This is a genomic window from Arcobacter sp. s6, assembly GCF_040884245.1.
In the GTDB taxonomy this organism is placed as follows: Bacteria; Campylobacterota; Campylobacteria; order Campylobacterales; family Arcobacteraceae; genus Aliarcobacter.
Window position 1 is genome coordinate 83,313 of the sequence record NZ_JBEVTN010000006.1, and the last position, 18,479, is coordinate 101,791.

Here is an 18,479-nt window from a genome sequence, read left to right on the forward strand (position 1 = left end):
GAATATTATGAAAAAAACAATTTTAAAATTCGCAACAGCAACTGCATTATTAACTTATGGATTAGTTAACGCAACAGCGTCTGAAATATCTAACTTAGATGTTAAAAAAGAGTGTAATGTTGAAGTGAATGGAATAGAAAAAGTAATCGCTACCGCTGCAAAATATAATGAAATAGCTGTGAAAAACAAAGTAGAATTTATGAGACTTGGTATGAAAGCTAGTCAATATATTGAAGCTGTACAAGGTGCAATTAAATCAGGTGCAAAAAATATTGATATTGTTGATGACAAAAAAGTAAAAACAAGTGAAGCTACAGTTGAATTTGGAGCTTGGAGAGCTTGTTCTTTTGCTATTAGTGCATTAACTCAAGAAGAAGAAGCTAAAAAAACTTGGAGAGAATCAGTTCCAGGTGATGGTTATAAATATTAATTTTCTTGAATTAATATTTAAATTAAAAAAGTCAAGAGTTTAAATCTTGACTTTTTTTTTGTTTTTTTAAAGGAACAGAATGAAATTTTTTAAAAATTTAGTAGTATCATCATTAATACTAGGACTAACTTCTTCTGTATTATTTGCAGAAGGAAAGTATGTTGCTATATCTGATGGTGTAAAATCTGTAGATATAACTTTAAATGGTGAAAGATTCACTATTATGAGAAATCAAACTGCTGGGAATAAAATCTCATCATTGTACGATACTACAGATAGAGGAACTCCTCAACCTATGATTTTAGCACCAGGTGTTGAAACTTTAGGAGAATTAGAATTTATAGAATATATGAAAAAAGCACAAACAGATTCAAACATTGCAATTATAGATTCAAGAAAACCAGGGTGGTTTGCAAGACTTAGAATTCCAGGTGCTGTTAATGTTCCTTTTACAAACTTTGATGATAAAGATGACGCAATTGATATGATGGAAGATTATATGGGAATTTCTGTAAAAGATGATGGTTCTATAGATTTTTCAAAAGCAAAAACAGTAGTTCTATATTGCAATGGCTATTGGTGTGAACAAACACCAGGTATGGTTAAGGATGCAAAATTTGCATTATTAAAAATTGGATATCCAGCTGAAAAAATCAAATACTACAGAGGTGGAATGCAAGCGTGGACTTCGCTTGGTTTCACAGTTGTTGGCGATGATGCACCAGCTTTAAAATAATTAAGGATTATTATGAGTAAATTAAGTAGAAGAGAATTTGTTTATATGATGGCAGTACTTGGTGCTGCACCTGTATTTGCTAATTCTCATACAAGAATGACAGATACAACGAATAAATTAGAAGATTATTATAAATTAAAGCCTTTTGGTAATGCAAGATTTCTTCATATGACAGATTCTCATGCACAATTATTACCAGTTTACTTTAGAGAACCTAGTGTAAATCTTGGTTTTTTTGGTAATTTTGGTAAACCACCTCACATTGTGGGTGAAAAACTACTAGATTATTATGGACTTAAAGGTAATAAAAGACTTGAATATGCATATTCTTGCGTAAATTTTGAAGAGCATGCAAAAGTTATGGGAAGAACAGGTGGTTTTGCTCAAATTAAAACTGTTGTTGATTATTTAAGAGATAGTTATGGAAAAGATAAAACTCTTATGATGGATGGTGGAGATACTTGGCAAGGAAGTGCTACTTCTCTTTACACAAGAGGTAAAGATATGGTTGGTGCTATGAATTTACTTGGTGTTGATGTTGCTGTTGGGCATTGGGAGTTTACATATAAAGCTGAAGAAGTTTTAGAAAATGTAAAAGCTCTAAATGCAGAATTCTTGGCACAAAATGTTTTTGTAAAAGAAACATCAATGATGAATGGAATTGAAGCATTTGATGAAGATACAGGTCACGCATTTAAACCATATACAATTAAGAAAATGGGAAATGCAAGAGTTGCTATTATAGGTCAAGCTTTCCCTTATACAACAATTGCAAATCCTCAAAGATTTATTCCTGATTGGACTTTTGGTATCAAAGAAGATTCAATGCAAGAAATTGTTGATATGATTAGAGAAACTGAAAAACCTGATGCGGTTATTGTTCTTTCACATAATGGATTTGATACTGATAAAAAAATGGCAGAGGTTTGTACTGGAATTGATTTTATTATGGGTGGTCATACTCATGATGGTGTTCCTGAAGCTGTTCCTGTTAAAAATACAGATGGTACAACATATGTTTGTAATGCGGGAAGTAATGGTAAGTTCTTAAATGTACTTGATTTAGACATTCAAAATGGAAAAATAAAAGACTTCAAATTTACATTATTACCAATTTTTTCAGATTTAATTCCTGAAGATAAAGATATGAAAAAATATATTGAAGATCAAAGATTACCTTTCTTAAAAGAACTTACAAGACCAATAGCTACAACAGAACAAACACTCTTTAGAAGGGGGAACTTCAACGGTTCTTGGGATCAAATTATTTGTGATGCTTTACTTGAGGTAAAAGAAGCTCAAATTTCATTAAGTCCAGGATTTAGATGGGGAACTTCTGTAATGCCAGGGCAAACAATTACATTTGATGATTTAATGACTCAAACAGCTATGACTTATCCTGAAACTTATGCAAGAGATATGACAGGAACTGATATAAAATTAATTTTAGAAGATGTTGCTGATAATTTATTTAATGAAGATCCATTCTACCAACAAGGTGGAGATATGGTAAGAACAGGTGGTATTTCTTATAAAATCAATCCAAAAGGTAAAATGGGTGAAAGAATAACAGATATTGTTCTTACAAAAACTGGAATGAAAATAGATGCTAATAAATCATATAAAGTAGCTGGTTGGTCAACTGTTGGAGCGCAATCTGAAGGTGAGCCTGTATGGGAAACTGTTGAAACATACTTAAAAAATGTTAAACATATTAGCAAATTAAAAGTTGATACTCCTGATATTATTGGAGTTGCTGGAAATCCTGGAATTATTTAATTCTTGATTTAAAAGTATAAAGAGTTTTTCTTTATACTTTTTTCCATTTAATAAATTTTTTAATAAAAATATTTATTAAGTTGAAAAAAGGATTTTAATTTGATAAAAATTTTAATAGTATCTTTACTTTTATTTTTAAATCTATATGCAGATTATAAAGAGGGTAAAGAGATTTTTGATAATAAATGTGCCACTTGTCATAGTGGATTTATAGATTTAAATAGTTTAAAAGAGAATTTTTTTGCAAAAAATAATAAACTTTTGAATTTAAAAGCACCAACTGTTAATATGTTAGCATATGCAATTATGGATAGTCCAAAGAAAATTGGAGATGCAACAGATCCTGAAATGCAAGAAATAGAGATAGAAAAATACCTAAAAACATATTTAGAAAATCCAGATATATTTAATACTATTTGTGATGAACATATTTTAAGTTTTTATGACAAAAAACAAAAAATGAAACTAGAAGATGAAGAGTATAATAATCTAGCAATATTTTTTATGGAATATAAAAATAATTTAGAAATGAAAGAAGAGATTAAAGATGAATTCTCATCAAAAGATGAGGAAAAAATATTAAAAAAAGCAAAAGATGAAAATAAACAAATTATAGTTTATGCAACAGCAAAATCTTGTTATTTCTGCAAAAAAATGGATAAAGAAGTTTTAGGATTAGAAGAGATAAAAGCTCTTATTAAAAAAGATTATGTATATGTAAAAAATGATATGGATGAAAATGCTTTACCTTTTGATTTACAAAAAGTTTATAAAAAAATAACTCCTACTTTTTTTATTGTTTCAAAAGATGGAGTTTATATCAAACAATATCCTGGATCTTGGACAAAAAGTGATTTTATAGAAATTTTAAAAGAGAATTTGAAATGAATAATATAGGAAAAGTATTAAAAACTTTTAGTGCAACAAAAGATTCAAGTGGACTTCCAAGACCAATGGTTGATAAATTAAATCTAATAGTTGATTTTGGAATTGAAAATGATAAATTTGCAGGTAAAAAACTAGATCAAACAGTTATGATAGTGGGAATTCAATCTTATGAAATTGCAAAGCAAAATGGTATAGATTTAGAATTTGGATCTTTGGGTGAAAATATATTATTGGATTTTGATCCTCATATCTTCGAAGTTGGAAAACAATTATCTATAGAAGATTCAGTTATTGAAATAACACAAGTATGTACAGTATGTAACCATTTGAATATATTTGACAAAAAATTACCAGCACTATTAAAGTCTCATAGGGGACTTTATTGTAAAATAATAAAAAATGGTATCATAAAAGAAAATATGATATTAAAAGGATAAAAAATGAAAAAACTTATTTTAATTATTTTGATGGCAATCTTCTCTTATGCACAATCAACTTTTAGCGATCCTCAACCAACATTTGAGAAGCCAAGAAAGTTAGTAATAAATTTACACGATAGTAATTTAGAAGTTGTAAATCATACTCTTGGTTCTATTTATAATATTTTAAAAGAGTATCCAAGTGAAACTTTGAAAGTTGCTGTTGTTCTTTATGGAAATGGAATGAGAGCAATTAAAAAAGATTATGACAAAGCAACATTAGATAGAATAAAATCTCTTATGGAATATGATGTTGAGTTTATAGGTTGTAAAAATACAATGGAAACTATGAAATGGACTGAAGAAGATTTTATAGAAGATATTGATTACGTTCAAGCTGGTATTGTAGAAATTATTGAAAGACAAACAGCTGGTTATATAGGTATTACGCCTTATTAATTAATTTAAAAAAGGATTAAAAATGTTAAAAAAAGCTTTATTATTTTCAAGTTTACTTATTTCTTCGAGTTTATTTGCTTCAAATGTATCTCAAGAAGATTGTGCTAAAAAAGGTGATAATTTTATTTTTGCAGGAAATGAATGTATCCAATTTTATAAATCTAAAGGTGATACTGAAGATGCCTTAAATATTATTGTTCATGGAACTTGGAAAGAGGGAACTAATACTCTAGCAAGATATGCTCCCTTTGCCGAAAATCTATCTTTACAAACAGATATTACAACGGTAGCTGTGGCACTTCCTGGATATTCAGGTTCATCTACAAATAACTTTAAATCATTGGCTCATGAAGGTGATGGAAATTTATCTATTAAAAGAGAATATGTTGAGTTTCTAGCATCTTTAGTTGAAGCATTAAAAGAAAAATTTCATGCAAGTAAAGTTACATATGTAGGTCATAGTGCAGGTTGTACTATGGGTGCTACCATGACTGGTTTAAAACCTAACTTAGTAAACAATCTTGTTTGTGCAGGTGGTAATTATAGTATAGCTGAAAAAGATCAGGGCAAAGATTTAATTGCTATGTCCGATGTTTTACATAATGTAAACAAAGATATGAAAATGGTTCTAGTTTATGGAACTGCTGATGATATTTCAAAACCACAAGTAACAATAGATTTTTATAATCTAGCTAAACAAAGAGGATATGAGCCAAAACTTGTTGAAGCAAAAGGGGCTGCTCATTTGGATTTAGATATGACTGATGAGTCAGTAGCTGCTATTGTAGAAGTAGTTGAAGAGTAATCCTTAGTGATTACTCTTTTGAGGAATTATCGCATATATTGGAATATTTACAGCAAGTAATGATGAAACAATTTCAGGTATTTGCTGTGGATAAATATCTAAAACAAATCCATATTTTAGATTCTTCATATTTCTTATAAAATCTATTTCAGATAAAATTTCTTCTGCTAATTGTTTATCGGCAACTTCAAAATAAACTGATAAATCATTCTCTGTATAATCAAACTTTATTCCTGTAAGATTTTCTTTTATATTTTTATTATTTTTTAAACAGCTTTTTGTTGATGATTTGAAAAATGAAAATCTGAATAATTTAGTAAAAAATGTATTTTTCATAACCCCTCTTTAGATTTAATTACTCGGATATTAGTAATAAAGTGTGTAAGAAATGTGAAGTTAGTAAGTTATTGTATATTTAGAAACTATATTTGAAATAAGTTCACCTAGTTCTAGAAGATTTTTTTTTTCTAATCTTGATGAATTACCAGATATCCCAACAGCTCCTATTAAAATATTTTCTTTATTAAATAAAGGAACTGCAACACAACACATACCATCTTGATACTCTTTATTATCTATTGAAAAGCCTAGTTCTTTTACTTGTTCAATCTCTTTTTTTAAGTTATTTATATTTGTAATTGTATTGTTTGTGTATTGATTAAATTTAATCTTTTCTAAATCATAATTTCCAAAAGTCAAAATAGATTTTCCAAGTGCACTTGTATGAAGATTTGTTTGAATTCCTATATTATTTCTTGTTTTTAATTCTCTATTTGACAAATCTATTTGATTAATATAAGAAACTTTGTAATCTTCAAAAATACCTAAATATGCACACTCATTTGTAGTTTTTGAAATTTCTTCTAATAAAACTTTTGTTTTTTTAATGAGTAGTTCTATTTTTGTAGATTGGTTTGTTTTATTTGAAATATCATTTGCTATTATTTCATTTGAATTTTCTAAATAAGAGATAAAATCTTCATCTTTTAGGGTTTTTAGAAGTCTTGACATGGTACTTTTATCAATTTGTAATTTCTCACATAAAGTAACTGCTAAAATAGGTTTACCATAATCTGCGATAAACCTATAAACTTTTAAACCCTTTGATAAAGATTTTATTTGAGATGACATAATAAACCTTTTTTGATTTATTATAACGAATTTATTTTGTTAATAACTCATTAAATTTTGCTAACCACTCAGGATGTGCAGGCCAAGCAGCAGCTGTTACTAAATTTCCATCAACAATTGCACTTTCAAATCCAATATCAGCCCATGTTCCACCACTTAAACCAACATCAGGAGAGCATGCAGGATAACAAGAACAAGTTTTATTTGTAATAATCCCAGCAGCTGCAAGAACTAAAATCCCATGACAAACAGATGCTATTGGTTTATTTGCAGAATTAAAATTTTGAACAATTTCAATAACTCTTGGATTTAATCTAATATACTCAGGAGCACGACCACCTGGAATTACTAATGCATCATAAGTTGATTCAACAACTTCATCAAATGTAGCATTTAACGTGAAGTTATGACCTGGTTTTTCTGTGTAAGTTTGATCACCTTCAAAATCATGAATTGCAGTTTTTATTTGATCATTTGCTTTTTTATTTGGGCAAACAACATCAACTGTATAACCTAACATTTTTAAACATTGAAAAGGAACCATTAATTCGTAATCTTCTACAAAATCACCAGCTAATATTAAAATTTTTTTTGACATAATTTCTCCTTAATTTTATTAATTAAAGATATATTATAAGAAATCTATTTAAAAGAAAATTTATTTTAAAAGTAGTTTTTTGTAGTTTCACATAGTGAAACTACAAAGTTTTTAAGACAGATAAAAATGAAAAATTTATTCTTCGTAAAACTCCAATTCTCTAAATGCATCATATACATTTTTACTATTTAACTCATCATATAAAGGTTTATCTTTAAATTCATCCATTGTTACAACTTTTGTAATTTCTGTTCCCGTTGTATCATTTTCAATGGCTTCTAAAACTCTTTCTTTTAATAAAGAGAAATATTCAGTAGCTTCGTTTAATGCAGTTTTTGAAGTATCAAGTCCATGACCAGCAACTAAATAATCCCATTTGTTTGAATTAATCATATCAATAGCTTTTAATGAGCCAATAACAGAGCCATCTCTATTCGAGGTAACTCGTCCATTCATTGCAATATCACCTGTAAATAGAATTTTCTCGCTTCCTAAATATACAAACAAATCCTCAGAAGTATGAGCTTTTACTCCAACTGGAACTATTATTAACTCTTTATTTCCAATTTTTAAAGTTCTTGTTTCATTTACAATGTCATCAACTGGGATTATCTTTGTTCCTTTGAAATTTTCTTTTGATAAAACTTGATGCATTCTTGTAATAGAACTTTCATTATATTCTTTATTTATAAGTGATGGGCCTAATATTTTTGCATTAAACTTTTCTTTGTAGAAATTATTTCCTAACCAATGGTCATCATGACTGTGTGTTGAAATAATAGTACTTACAGGAAGCTTTTCTATTTTTGACATAGCTTCATATGCTTGTGAAGCAAAGGCATAGCTTGCTCCTGAATCTATTAATACATAACTTTTATCGGCTTTTATATAGCAACTATTAGACATAAAACCACCATTTTCTTTTGTAGGCATATCAAGTTTTCCAAAAAAACACCAAACATCATTTGTAACTTTTACCGGTTTTAAATTATAATCAAAGGCAAAAGTATAAATTGATGAAAGTAGAAATGTAAATATAATTTTTTTAAACATAGGTTTCCTTTTTAATTTATAATTAAAAATTATATTGTAATATCACTTTTAAATAAGTAATAGTAATGAGGTGTTTATTATGGATAAGAAAAAACAAATACAATTTAATCTAAATAATTTTTTATTAGCTACAAGTATAGCTTTAGATTTTGTTTCAAAAGATAGATATAAAATAAGTTTAGGTCATGCAAAGAGAGTGGCATATATTGCTTTAAATATTGGAATAAAAATGAATTTAAGCTCAGAAGAATTAAGTGATTTATGCTCTTATTCTTTAGTTTCTTCTCTTGCTTTAAATCAAAGTACTAATGATAAAGAGTTTTGTGAAATTTCCCAAGAGTGTATAAAAGATTTCCCATTCTTAATAAAAAAAGAAAATGTTTTGAAATATCAAAAAGAAAAATTTGATGGTAGTGGAATATTTGCTTTAAAAGGTGATGAAATACCTGTTTTTTCACAAATAATTTTTTTAGCGAAAACTCTTGATACAATGTATGATTTCGGAAAAGAAAATATTAAAAATAGATTTGACGCAATTGAATTTACAAAAGATAAACTTGATATGTATTTTTCAAGACAATTAATAGAAAAATTCTTTGAATGTGTTCGAGAAATAAGCTTTTGGCAAGATATGTTAAATGAGCAAGATACTTTGATGTTTATTTATTCATCTTTACATGATTTTACAAATGCAGTAGATTTTGAAGAGATTTTAAAAATTACAACAATTTTTTATAAAATTGAAAATCCTCAATCAAAATTAATAGAATTAAGTGAAATTATGTGTGAATTCTATAAGCTAGATCACAAAGATAAATTAACTTTCTTAATTACAGCTAGTTTATGTAATATTGGAAAATTAACTTTAGGAAAAGAATTATTAGAAAAAGAATTAGAACTTGATATTTATGAAGTAGAAAAAATAAAAACTTATCCATACTATACTAGAAAAATTTTACAAAATATTATTGGATTTGCCGATATTGCATCAAGTGCTTCAAAGGTTCAAGAAAGATTAGATGGTAGTGGTTATATTTGTGCATTTTTGGGAAAAGATTTAACATTTAAAGATAGATTACTTCAAAGTTTAAATGCATATAATGCACTAAGACAAAATAGAACATATAGAGAATTATTTAGTCATGATGAAGCTATTGAAATTTTAAAATTTGAAGCAAGTGAAAATAGATTTGATTTAGCAATAATTGAAGATATTGATAATGTTTTAAAAGAGAGTTAAAAAACTCTCTTTTATATTTTTATGGTTTTATAGTAGTTAATCCAAGGCTTAACCAAGATTGCATTCCACCTCTGTACCATTTCATTTTTGTTTCAGGGTATCCAATATCAGATAGATATTTCATAGATTCAGGTGATTGTCCGCACCATGCTCCATTACAAAACATTAATATTGTTTTTGCTTTTGAAAAATCATATTTCCCATCAACTTTTTTTACTCCTAATATTTCTAAATATTCTTCGAACTCATCAGGATACTGTGATTGTTTTAAATATAAATATGGAACATTAACTGCTGTTGGAATTGTTTCATGATAAAACCAATTTTCAGTTCTTGAATCAACTAACATCATAGTTTTATCATTTTTAGCTTTTTCTATAAAATCTAAAACTTCAACTTCTCCAAAAGTTTCTACTTTGTCAGAAAACTTCATAGGAGCAATTTTACCCATATATGTTACAAAAGCTCTTTTACATTCAGGTTTTACAGAATCAGCAGCTTGATGAATTCCCCCATATACAACTTTTGGGTCAAAATTTACATTTAGACACTCTTGAGGTTTTTCTCTTTTTATTACTATCTCTTTTACTTCATCTTTTGAGTTTTTATATTTAACTTCAACTCCATCACTTTGCAAATCAACTGCAAATAATGAAGATGCTAGAACAAAACTTCCAATTATTATTTTTAACATTTTTCTCTCCTTAATATTTAAAATAAACAGAATTTATTATATCACATATATTAAAAAAAGTAATAATATATAATTTTAAAAATTTCTTTTTTATAAATAATGTAAAATAACAACCTAAGTAAAAAATGGGTATAATCGCGAATATTTAAGAAAAATTATAGGATTTTTAATGAGCGAAAAATACGAACCATCACAAGTAGAAGATAAATTTTATAAAATATGGGAAGATAGAGGATATTTCGAAATAGAAGGAAATAAGTCTATTCAAGAAGCTGATGAAAATGGAAAACAAAAAACATTTTCAATCATGATGCCCCCACCAAACGTAACAGGAAGTTTACATATAGGGCATGCTTTAACATTTACATTACAAGATATTATTACTAGATATAAAAGAATGGATGGGTTTAAAACTCTTTGGCAACCAGGAACTGACCACGCAGGAATTGCAACTCAAAATGTTGTTGAAAAACAATTATTAGCAGAAGGTACAACTAAAGAAGAAATCGGACGTGAAAAATTTCTTGAGAGAGCTTGGTTACAAAAAGAAACATCTGGTGGAAACATAGTTCACCAAATGAGAAAACTAGGTGTTACTCCTGCATGGAAAAGAGAAAGATTTACGATGGATGAAGGATTAAAAGAGGCTGTAAAAGAGGCTTTTATTTCTTTATACAATGAAGATCATATCACTCAAAATAATTACATGGTAAACTGGTGTACACACGATGGTGCACTATCAGACATCGAAGTTGAACATGAAGAAATAAATGGTAAGTTTTATCATATGATTTATAAATTTGCAGATGGTAGCGGTGAACTTCAAGTTGCAACTACAAGACCTGAAACTTATTTTGGGGATACAGCTATTATGGTTCATCCTGATGATAGCAGATATAAATCAATCGTTGGAAAAGAGGTATTATTACCGCTAACTGATAGAACTATCAAAGTTATTACAGATTCTCATGTTGATATGGAATTTGGAACAGGTGTTGTAAAAGTAACTCCTGCTCATGACCAAAATGACTACGAAGTTGGGAAAAGACACGATTTAGAGTTCATCAAGGTATTTGATGAAAAAGGTATTTTAAATGAATACTGTGGAGAGTTTGCTGGACTTGAAAGACTAGAAGCTAGACCTGTTATCGTAAAAGCTTTAGAAAACGCAGGGTATATTGTAAAAATTGAAGATCACGTTCATCAAGTAGGGCATTGTTATAGATGTAAAAATATTGTTGAGCCGTTTATTTCTCAACAATGGTTTTTAAGTTCTGAAATGGCTCAAGAGTCTATTAGAAAAACTAAAGAGACTACAAAGCAAAGAGCAGCATCAGGTGAGCATAATGGAACACTATTTCACCCAGCTCATTGGATAAACTCATATACAGCTTGGATGGATGAGTTAAGACCTTGGTGTATTTCAAGACAACTTTGGTGGGGGCATAGAATTCCTGTATTTACATGTGATTCATGTAATCATCAATGGGCTGATAAAGCAGATGATCCAGAAGCTTGTCCAAAATGTGGAGGAAAACACTATACTCAAGACCCAGATGTTTTAGATACTTGGTTCTCTTCAGCTCTTTGGGCTATGTCACCATTAGGTTGGGGAAATAATGGAAAATTAAAAGAGCTTTATAACGACACTGATGAAGCAGATTTTTATCCAAATTCACTACTAATCACTGGTTTTGATATTATGTTCTTCTGGGTAGCTAGAATGATGATGATGGGAGAGCACTTTAAAAAAGAGTTACCATTTAAAGATATTTATATGCATGCATTAGTAAGAGATGAACATGGTGCTAAAATGTCAAAATCAAAAGGAAATGTAATTGACCCACTTGATATGGTAAATGAGCATAGTGCAGATATTATTAGATTTACACTTGCATACCTTTGTGTTCAAGGAAGAGATATTAAATTAGGTGCTAAAAACCTAGAGCAATTTAGAAACTTTACAAATAAACTTTATAATGCAAGTAATTTTTTACAGTTAAATGTGGATACATTCCCTGATTTAAAAGATATTGAAATCAAAACACCACTTGGTCTTTATATGCAAAGTAAATTAAGTGATGCAGTTGATGAATTAAGAACTTCATTAGAAACTTATAAATTCAATGAATCAGCATCTATTTTATATAAATTTGTATGGAATGAATTCTGTGATTGGGGAATTGAATATGCAAAAGCTTCTAAAGACTCTGTTGTAGAGCTTGGTGCAATTTTCAAAGAAACATTAAAAATGGTATCTCCATTTATGCCATTTATTTCTGATTTTTTATATCACAAATTATCAGGAACAACTTTGGAAGAGGGTGAATCTTTAATGGTTAATCCTTTCCCTAAAAATATAGCAAAAAATCAAGAAATTGAAGATATGTTTGCAATAATAGAAGAAGCAATTACAGCAATTAGAAGAGCAAAAGTTATCATAGATATGGGTAACTCAAAAATTGCAAAAGCATATATAAAAATCAATAAAAATATTGACGAGAAAACAGCAAAACCATTTATCGAAAAACTTGCAAAAGTAGAGAACCTAGAGTTTGTAACACAAAAGCAAGAAAACTCAATCACAGATGTAAGTGATAACCTAGAAGTTTATATTCCAAGAGGTGAGATTGATATGGCACCAATTATTTCTAAACTTTCAAAACAACAAGAAAAATTAGAAAAAGAGATAGCAAAACTATCAGGAATGCTTTCAAATGAAAGATTCGTAGCAAATGCACCTGCAAATGTTTTAGAAGAAAATAGAGCAGGGTTAGCCCTTGCTGAAGATAAACTAGCTAAGGTTGTGGCTGAATTGAAGTCGTTGAGTTAAGAAAAGATTTTAACTTAGATTTTTGAAAAGCCCTGTCTGTTTGATGGGGCTTTTTTTAATTCTATTAATTGCAAGTAAAAATTAATTTAAGTACAATATACTCTTAAAAAATTGTAAAATCATAAATAAAAGGAAGAAAAATGAAATATATAATAAGCATGTTCTTTATAGTGGGATTGTTTACAAATACCTTAGCAAATGAATTAACACAAGAAAAAATAAAAAGTTTTTTACTTGAATCTGATAGATTTGTATTAAGTAAAAATGTTAATAAAATAGGTGAACTTTTAGATGAAAATGTTGATATAATAATAAATGTTGATTTCAATGGTAATAAACAAAAAACAAAACTTACTAAAGGTGAATATTTAGTAAAAACAAAAGAAGGCTTTGATTCTACTCAAAATTATTCTTATAAAATATTAGATAGAAAAATTAGTATAAAAGATAACATTGCATATGTTTCTGAACAAGCGCAAGAAAAATATACTTACAATAATGAAATGATAACAGGTAGTTCAAAAGTAAATAATCAAATTAAATTAATCAACAATAAATTGAAATTTGTTAAAATAGAGGTTGTTTTAAATAATATACAAATAGATAAACTTAAATAAAGAGAGCTTTCTCTCTTTATTTTTTAGAAAAAAGTACTGATTATTTAGAGTTTTTTTTAGCTACTTTTTCTGCTTTTTTTTCTTTCATTGTTTTTGTTGGTGCTTTTTTTACAGCTTTTTGTACATCTTTACCTTTTGCCATTTTTACTCCTTTTTATAATTATAAAAGAATTATATCTTAATAAATAGTATTTGATATTTAGAAGTTAAAATAAGTTATATATAAAATTTACTTCTTATAGAAGTGAATCTATTTTTACCTTATATTCTAAATCTTTCCCTGCTAAGGGATGATTAAAATCAACTTTAACTTCATATTCATTAATCTCTTTTACAATAAATTGAATAGGTTGATCATTTTCATCTTGTGCTTGAATTTGCATTCCAATTTTCAAATCTTTAATTTCTTCAAATTGTTTCATTGGAAGTATTTGAACTCCTGCTGGATCATACTCTCCATAGGCTTCTGCTGCTGGAACTAAAATATCAGCTGCTTCTCCTGGTTTCATATTTATTATTCTTTTTTCAAGACCATGTATTACTTGACCTACACCAAATTGAAATTCAAAAGGTTTATTACTTCTACTTCCATCTACTACAACTCCATCAACTCTTACTTCAAACAATATTTTTACTGTTTGATTAATTTGTATAGGCATATTACCCCTTCATTTTGTTTTATGAACTATATAGTATTTAAAATAAAATATCAAATAATCATTTTATTCAAGATATAGATGAAGTTTTTTATTGTATACTAAATAACAATTAAATACATAAAAGGAAATTCATGAAAGTAATTATCTCTCAAATCTTTTTTTTGATTTTTTTATCTATATTTTTTCAAGCTTGTGCTTTTAATAAAGTTAGCTTAAAAAGTCTTGCACAAACAAATTCTGCATCTCAAATAGAAGAGTATAAAGCTGAAATTTTAGAATCTTTGATTACTTATAAGAACAAATTAGATTTGAGAAATCCTAATGCATTTAACAAAGATATAAAAGATGATATTATAAATGAAATATCAACAAATCAAGATTATATTCATATAGTACAAGATGGAGTTAAGTTAGAAACTTATGAAGATTATTTTTATTATGCATTTTCAGAAAAAAGTATGAATAATAGAAATGATTTATTGATACTTGGTATGTATAAACTTATCTTCAAAGCTTATGCAATGGAGAGGGAACATCAATTTGTCTCTTTTTCATATAATAAAGAAGAGATGCAAAATTTGCATAAATATTTGCAAGTTATAAGATGGAAAATTAAAACAGCAAAAAATGAAAAAGGTGAATATCTATTTAATACTTGGCAAAATAATTGGCAAATTGAATTAGAAAAAAAATATATGGGTGATTATAATATCATCAATGACCTAGAGTATATTAAATTAGAAAAAGAGAGTGTTTATGATTATTCAAATTTTTCATTTGAAATCGTACTTTCACGAATACTTATAAATGTTGAATATACATTAAAAAAAATAAATGTTGAACCTTTTGAAATAGGACTTTCGACACTAAAAAACTTTATTTTTGTACTTTAATTATAGAAAATGCCTAAGATTGTATCTTAGGGACTTTTCTTAATTTATGAGTTAGTGTAAATAGAACTGGTAAATAAATCAAATTTAAAATAGTTCCCCATGCAAGACCAAATCCCAGTGCAATAGCAATTGGTTGGAAAATAGCAGCTTCTCCACTTGGGAATAATATAAGAGTTAACATTCCCACAATTGTTGTAACCGTTGTTATAATAATAGGTCTAAATCTTTTCGTTGCACGAGCAAATATTTCTTCAATATCTTTTGCTTTTTTTAAGTAAGTCATCATAATAATTCCATCATTTATAACAACTCCGGCAAGTCCTAAGGCTCCAATCATTGAAGGCATTGAAAGATTTAATCCCATAACTTGATGTCCTATTAAAACACCTAAAATAGAAAAAGGAATAACACTCATTACGATAAATGTTTCTCTAAATGAATTAAATAGATAAAGCATAGAAAGCATAATTAGTACTAAAGCAAGACCAGTTGCAAGCAACATATCTCTTTTTAATTCTGCATTCTTTTCTGCTTCACCCTTAAATACAAGTTTGATTCCACTTTTTTCTATTTCATCCAATAAAGGTTTTATTTTATTAATTACTTCACTAGCTGTTATAACATCTGGATTTACATTTGCAAAAACGTAAAAATTTTTAATACCTTCATCTTTCAAAAGTTGCTCAAATGCTTTTAAAGTAGTCAATTCTACAACTTCGTATAATGTTACAAAAGAGCCACCTTCAACAGGTATTTTTGTATTTTTAAAGCTTTCATAATCATCTTTATTTTCAGATTGAATTTTTATATCTAACATTTCTTTTTCATCAAATGAAACAGCTTTTTTCTTCAATAAATATAAATTTGATAAATAATTTCCTATAAAAGATTCTGTGAGACCTAATTGTTCTCCATATGAATTAACTTTTATTTTGATTTCATCAATTCCAAATTTTAAAGAGTTTGATGCTGATTTTATACCTGGTATTTGTTTTAGTTCTTTATCTATTTTTTCAACAGCAGCTATTGCTTTTTGATTATCAGGTGTAACAATTCCAATTTTAATATCTGCTTTTACAGGTCCTACTTTTCGCTCTAATACTTCTATCTCTTCTAAGTTAAATTTATTTTTATAATCATTTTTAATTATAAATTCTTTTAATTTTGTTGATATCTCATCAGAAGTTATTTCTCTTGTTCTTCCTTCTTCATCATATTCAAGACTCAAATTTGGTGTTACATATTTATCTAAGATATTCATAGCTTTTAGCTTTTGAAGCTCAACTGTCATATACATAGCGTATGGAAAGTTTTCTGTATTGTCCCCAACATCTTTTCTATAGCCTGCTATTGAGTTTATATTTCTAATATAAAACTCATCACTATGTTTCATTAAATCAGCTTCAATAGCACTTACTATTTTAAAGGATTCTTCAAGTGTAGTATTTGCATTTGCTTTAAGTGTAACTTTTACATCACTTCCATCAAATTTTGGAAACATTTGGAACTTTGAATTACTTATGAATTCAAAAGTTAAAAAAGGTACGATTATTATAAATATAATTATAAAAGTTTTTTTCCAATTCATAAAAAAATGAATAATCTTATTGTAAATAGCATTTGCTTTTTCCCAAGAAGTTGCCTTTGAACCACTTTTTAAAACATGAGCTGCATGAATTGGAAGAAAAACAAATGATTCTATCAATGAAGCAATAACAAGTGCACTAAGTGCTATTGGAATTAGCTTCATAACTTCTCCCATAGTTCCACTTATTAATAAGATTGGTAAAAAAGAAAAAAGTGTAGTTAAAGATGCAACAGTAACTGGCTTTATCATCTCTTTAGCACCCATAATAGCAGACTCTTTTGGAGTATAGCCTTCTTCTATATGTTGTTGTATATTTTCACTTACAACAATCGCATCATCAACAACAATTCCAATTGCGATTAAAACCCCAACTAGAGAAATCATATTAATTGTATATCCAGAGAAATAGAAATAAACAGCTGCAATTACAAATGAAGTTGGAATTCCAAGAGCTATAATAAAAGACATTCTTCCATTTATTAATAATGCAACTAAAATTGTAATTAAAATAATTCCTAGCATAATATTTGAAGATACAACACTTAACCTATCAATAATTCTTTCACTATTGTCATCGGCAATTGAAATATTTATATCAGGATTATTTTTTTGAATATTAGGTAATATTTTTTTTATGTCTTTAACAATATTTATAGCATCACCTGTTTCTGCTTGTACAATTTCAAGGGATAGTGCATTTTCACCATTAAAAGAATATAAGGTAGACGAGTCTTCATATTTTTTTGAAATAGTTGCTATATCTCTAACATAAACAGTTTTATTAGAAATTTTTATTAAAGTATTTCCAAAATCTTCAGCATTTTTTGCACCATTATATGTAGAAATGTAGTAGTGCTTTTTTGGATCTTCAATTTTTCCAATAGGAAAAATATATGATAAGTTTCCAATTACTGCAAATACATCACTTTTATTTAAATTTAATGCATCAATCTTTCTTTCATCAAGTAATACTTCAAAGTATTTATCAGAATCGCCAAAAACTGTAATTTCATTTATTCCATTTATTGTAAGAAGTTTACTTTTTAAATCATCAGCAAAAGGTTTTAAATCATCAATAGATATTTTTTTCGATGTGATTGAAATATCAGCTAAAGATCTAGTTCTATCAAGAGTATTTACAGAAGGTTCATCCATATCAGAAGGAAGGTTTGATTTTATTAGAGTTATTGCGTCTTTAATTTTGTCAGCTTCTTGATATTTGTTTTTTCCTTTTTTAAGCTCAAGAACAATAGTAAATTTACCAGGACTTACTATTGTAGACATACTATCAATTGAATCAATATTTTTAATATTATCTTCAATTTCAGTAACTGCCATTTTATCAAGAATATCAACACTTGCTCCACTATAAGAGCCTTTAATCGAAATCATATCAAGTTCAAAACTTGGAAAGATTTCTTTTGGAGTTTTTGAATAAGACCAAAGTCCTATAGCAAAAACTAAAAAAAATAAAGTATAGTTCATACGAGAGTTTTCAACAAAAAATCTCAAAATTTTTTCAAACATTATTACCCTTTAATTTAAAGGAGTATTATAATTTATAATTATTAATAAAATATTAATATTTTATCATTACATGTTATAAAACAATGATTTTAGCTATTTTTCTTTATTTAAAATCTGTTATAATTAAAAC

Annotated in this window: 18 protein-coding genes; 11 read left to right on the top strand and 7 right to left on the bottom strand. The window is 27.5% G+C overall.

The features are described 5' to 3' along the window. The first annotated feature begins 7 nt into the window (after window positions 1-7). The 7 genes from ABVS04_RS04870 (at window position 8) to ABVS04_RS04900 (ending at window position 5,516) form a co-directional block, all read left to right on the top strand. Window positions 8-430: a hypothetical protein gene (locus ABVS04_RS04870; protein ID WP_368029544.1), complete on the top strand. Its 423-nt coding sequence runs from the start codon at window positions 8-10 to the stop codon at window positions 428-430. 79 nt (window positions 431-509) lie between these two features. Beyond that, the gene (locus tag ABVS04_RS04875; RefSeq protein ID WP_368029545.1) at window positions 510-1,166 is read left to right on the top strand and encodes a rhodanese-like domain-containing protein; all 657 of its coding nucleotides are present in this window, start codon (window positions 510-512) and stop codon (window positions 1,164-1,166) included. A 12-nt stretch (window positions 1,167-1,178) separates the two neighbouring features. Further along, the gene (gene soxB / locus ABVS04_RS04880) at window positions 1,179-2,945 is read left to right on the top strand and encodes a thiosulfohydrolase SoxB (protein WP_368029546.1); all 1,767 of its coding nucleotides are present in this window, start codon (window positions 1,179-1,181) and stop codon (window positions 2,943-2,945) included. A 99-nt stretch (window positions 2,946-3,044) separates the two neighbouring features. After that, window positions 3,045-3,833 (top strand): thioredoxin family protein, encoded by a 789-nt coding sequence (locus tag ABVS04_RS04885; RefSeq protein ID WP_368029547.1) that lies wholly within the window; start codon window positions 3,045-3,047, stop codon window positions 3,831-3,833. Beyond that, window positions 3,830-4,270 (top strand): MOSC domain-containing protein, encoded by a 441-nt coding sequence (locus ABVS04_RS04890; protein WP_368029548.1) that lies wholly within the window; start codon window positions 3,830-3,832, stop codon window positions 4,268-4,270. Before ABVS04_RS04885 ends, ABVS04_RS04890 begins: the two co-directional genes overlap by 4 nt. A gap of 3 nt (window positions 4,271-4,273) precedes the next feature. Further along, entirely contained in the window at window positions 4,274-4,711 is a 438-nt protein-coding gene (locus tag ABVS04_RS04895) for a DsrE family protein (protein WP_368029549.1), read from the top strand. A 22-nt stretch (window positions 4,712-4,733) separates the two neighbouring features. Beyond that, window positions 4,734-5,516 carry an alpha/beta fold hydrolase gene (locus ABVS04_RS04900; protein WP_368029550.1) on the top strand — a complete coding sequence of 261 codons (783 nt, stop codon included), beginning with the start codon at window positions 4,734-4,736 and terminating at the stop codon, window positions 5,514-5,516. A gap of 3 nt (window positions 5,517-5,519) precedes the next feature. On the opposite strand, the gene ABVS04_RS04905 is transcribed toward ABVS04_RS04900, so the two are convergent. From ABVS04_RS04905 to ABVS04_RS04920, 4 genes are all read right to left on the bottom strand, one after another. After that, window positions 5,520-5,852 (bottom strand): hypothetical protein, encoded by a 333-nt coding sequence (locus ABVS04_RS04905; RefSeq protein ID WP_368029551.1) that lies wholly within the window; start codon window positions 5,850-5,852, stop codon window positions 5,520-5,522. A 60-nt stretch (window positions 5,853-5,912) separates the two neighbouring features. Continuing rightward, window positions 5,913-6,647, bottom strand: a complete 735-nt coding sequence (locus ABVS04_RS04910; protein WP_368029552.1) for an IclR family transcriptional regulator — start codon at window positions 6,645-6,647, stop codon at window positions 5,913-5,915. Between the two features lie 31 nt (window positions 6,648-6,678). After that, complete coding sequence (locus ABVS04_RS04915) at window positions 6,679-7,245, bottom strand: DJ-1/PfpI family protein (protein ID WP_368029553.1); 567 nt, start codon at window positions 7,243-7,245, stop codon at window positions 6,679-6,681. A gap of 135 nt (window positions 7,246-7,380) precedes the next feature. Further along, entirely contained in the window at window positions 7,381-8,298 is a 918-nt protein-coding gene (locus tag ABVS04_RS04920) for an MBL fold metallo-hydrolase (protein WP_368029554.1), read from the bottom strand. A gap of 79 nt (window positions 8,299-8,377) precedes the next feature. Here ABVS04_RS04920 and ABVS04_RS04925 point away from each other — a divergent pair, with 79 nt between their 5' ends. Further along, a complete protein-coding gene (locus ABVS04_RS04925) occupies window positions 8,378-9,538 on the top strand; it encodes an HD domain-containing phosphohydrolase (protein ID WP_368029555.1) in 1,161 nt (386 codons plus the stop codon). A gap of 19 nt (window positions 9,539-9,557) precedes the next feature. On the opposite strand, the gene ABVS04_RS04930 is transcribed toward ABVS04_RS04925, so the two are convergent. Beyond that, window positions 9,558-10,232: a rhodanese-like domain-containing protein gene (locus ABVS04_RS04930; protein ID WP_368029556.1), complete on the bottom strand. Its 675-nt coding sequence runs from the start codon at window positions 10,230-10,232 to the stop codon at window positions 9,558-9,560. Between the two features lie 169 nt (window positions 10,233-10,401). Here ABVS04_RS04930 and ABVS04_RS04935 point away from each other — a divergent pair, with 169 nt between their 5' ends. Continuing rightward, a complete protein-coding gene (locus ABVS04_RS04935) occupies window positions 10,402-13,065 on the top strand; it encodes a valine--tRNA ligase (protein WP_368029557.1) in 2,664 nt (887 codons plus the stop codon). 140 nt (window positions 13,066-13,205) lie between these two features. Beyond that, window positions 13,206-13,682 carry a hypothetical protein gene (locus ABVS04_RS04940; protein ID WP_368029558.1) on the top strand — a complete coding sequence of 159 codons (477 nt, stop codon included), beginning with the start codon at window positions 13,206-13,208 and terminating at the stop codon, window positions 13,680-13,682. A 236-nt stretch (window positions 13,683-13,918) separates the two neighbouring features. Here ABVS04_RS04940 and ABVS04_RS04945 read toward each other — a convergent pair whose 3' ends face one another. After that, window positions 13,919-14,341, bottom strand: coding sequence for a peptidylprolyl isomerase (locus ABVS04_RS04945; RefSeq protein ID WP_368029559.1), 423 nt, complete (start codon window positions 14,339-14,341; stop codon window positions 13,919-13,921). Between the two features lie 131 nt (window positions 14,342-14,472). Between ABVS04_RS04945 and ABVS04_RS04950 the strand changes: the two genes are divergently transcribed. Beyond that, complete coding sequence (locus ABVS04_RS04950; protein ID WP_368029560.1) at window positions 14,473-15,234, top strand: hypothetical protein; 762 nt, start codon at window positions 14,473-14,475, stop codon at window positions 15,232-15,234. Between the two features lie 13 nt (window positions 15,235-15,247). Here ABVS04_RS04950 and ABVS04_RS04955 read toward each other — a convergent pair whose 3' ends face one another. Continuing rightward, entirely contained in the window at window positions 15,248-18,349 is a 3,102-nt protein-coding gene (locus ABVS04_RS04955) for an efflux RND transporter permease subunit (RefSeq protein ID WP_368029561.1), read from the bottom strand. Window positions 18,350-18,479: the final 130 nt, after the last annotated feature.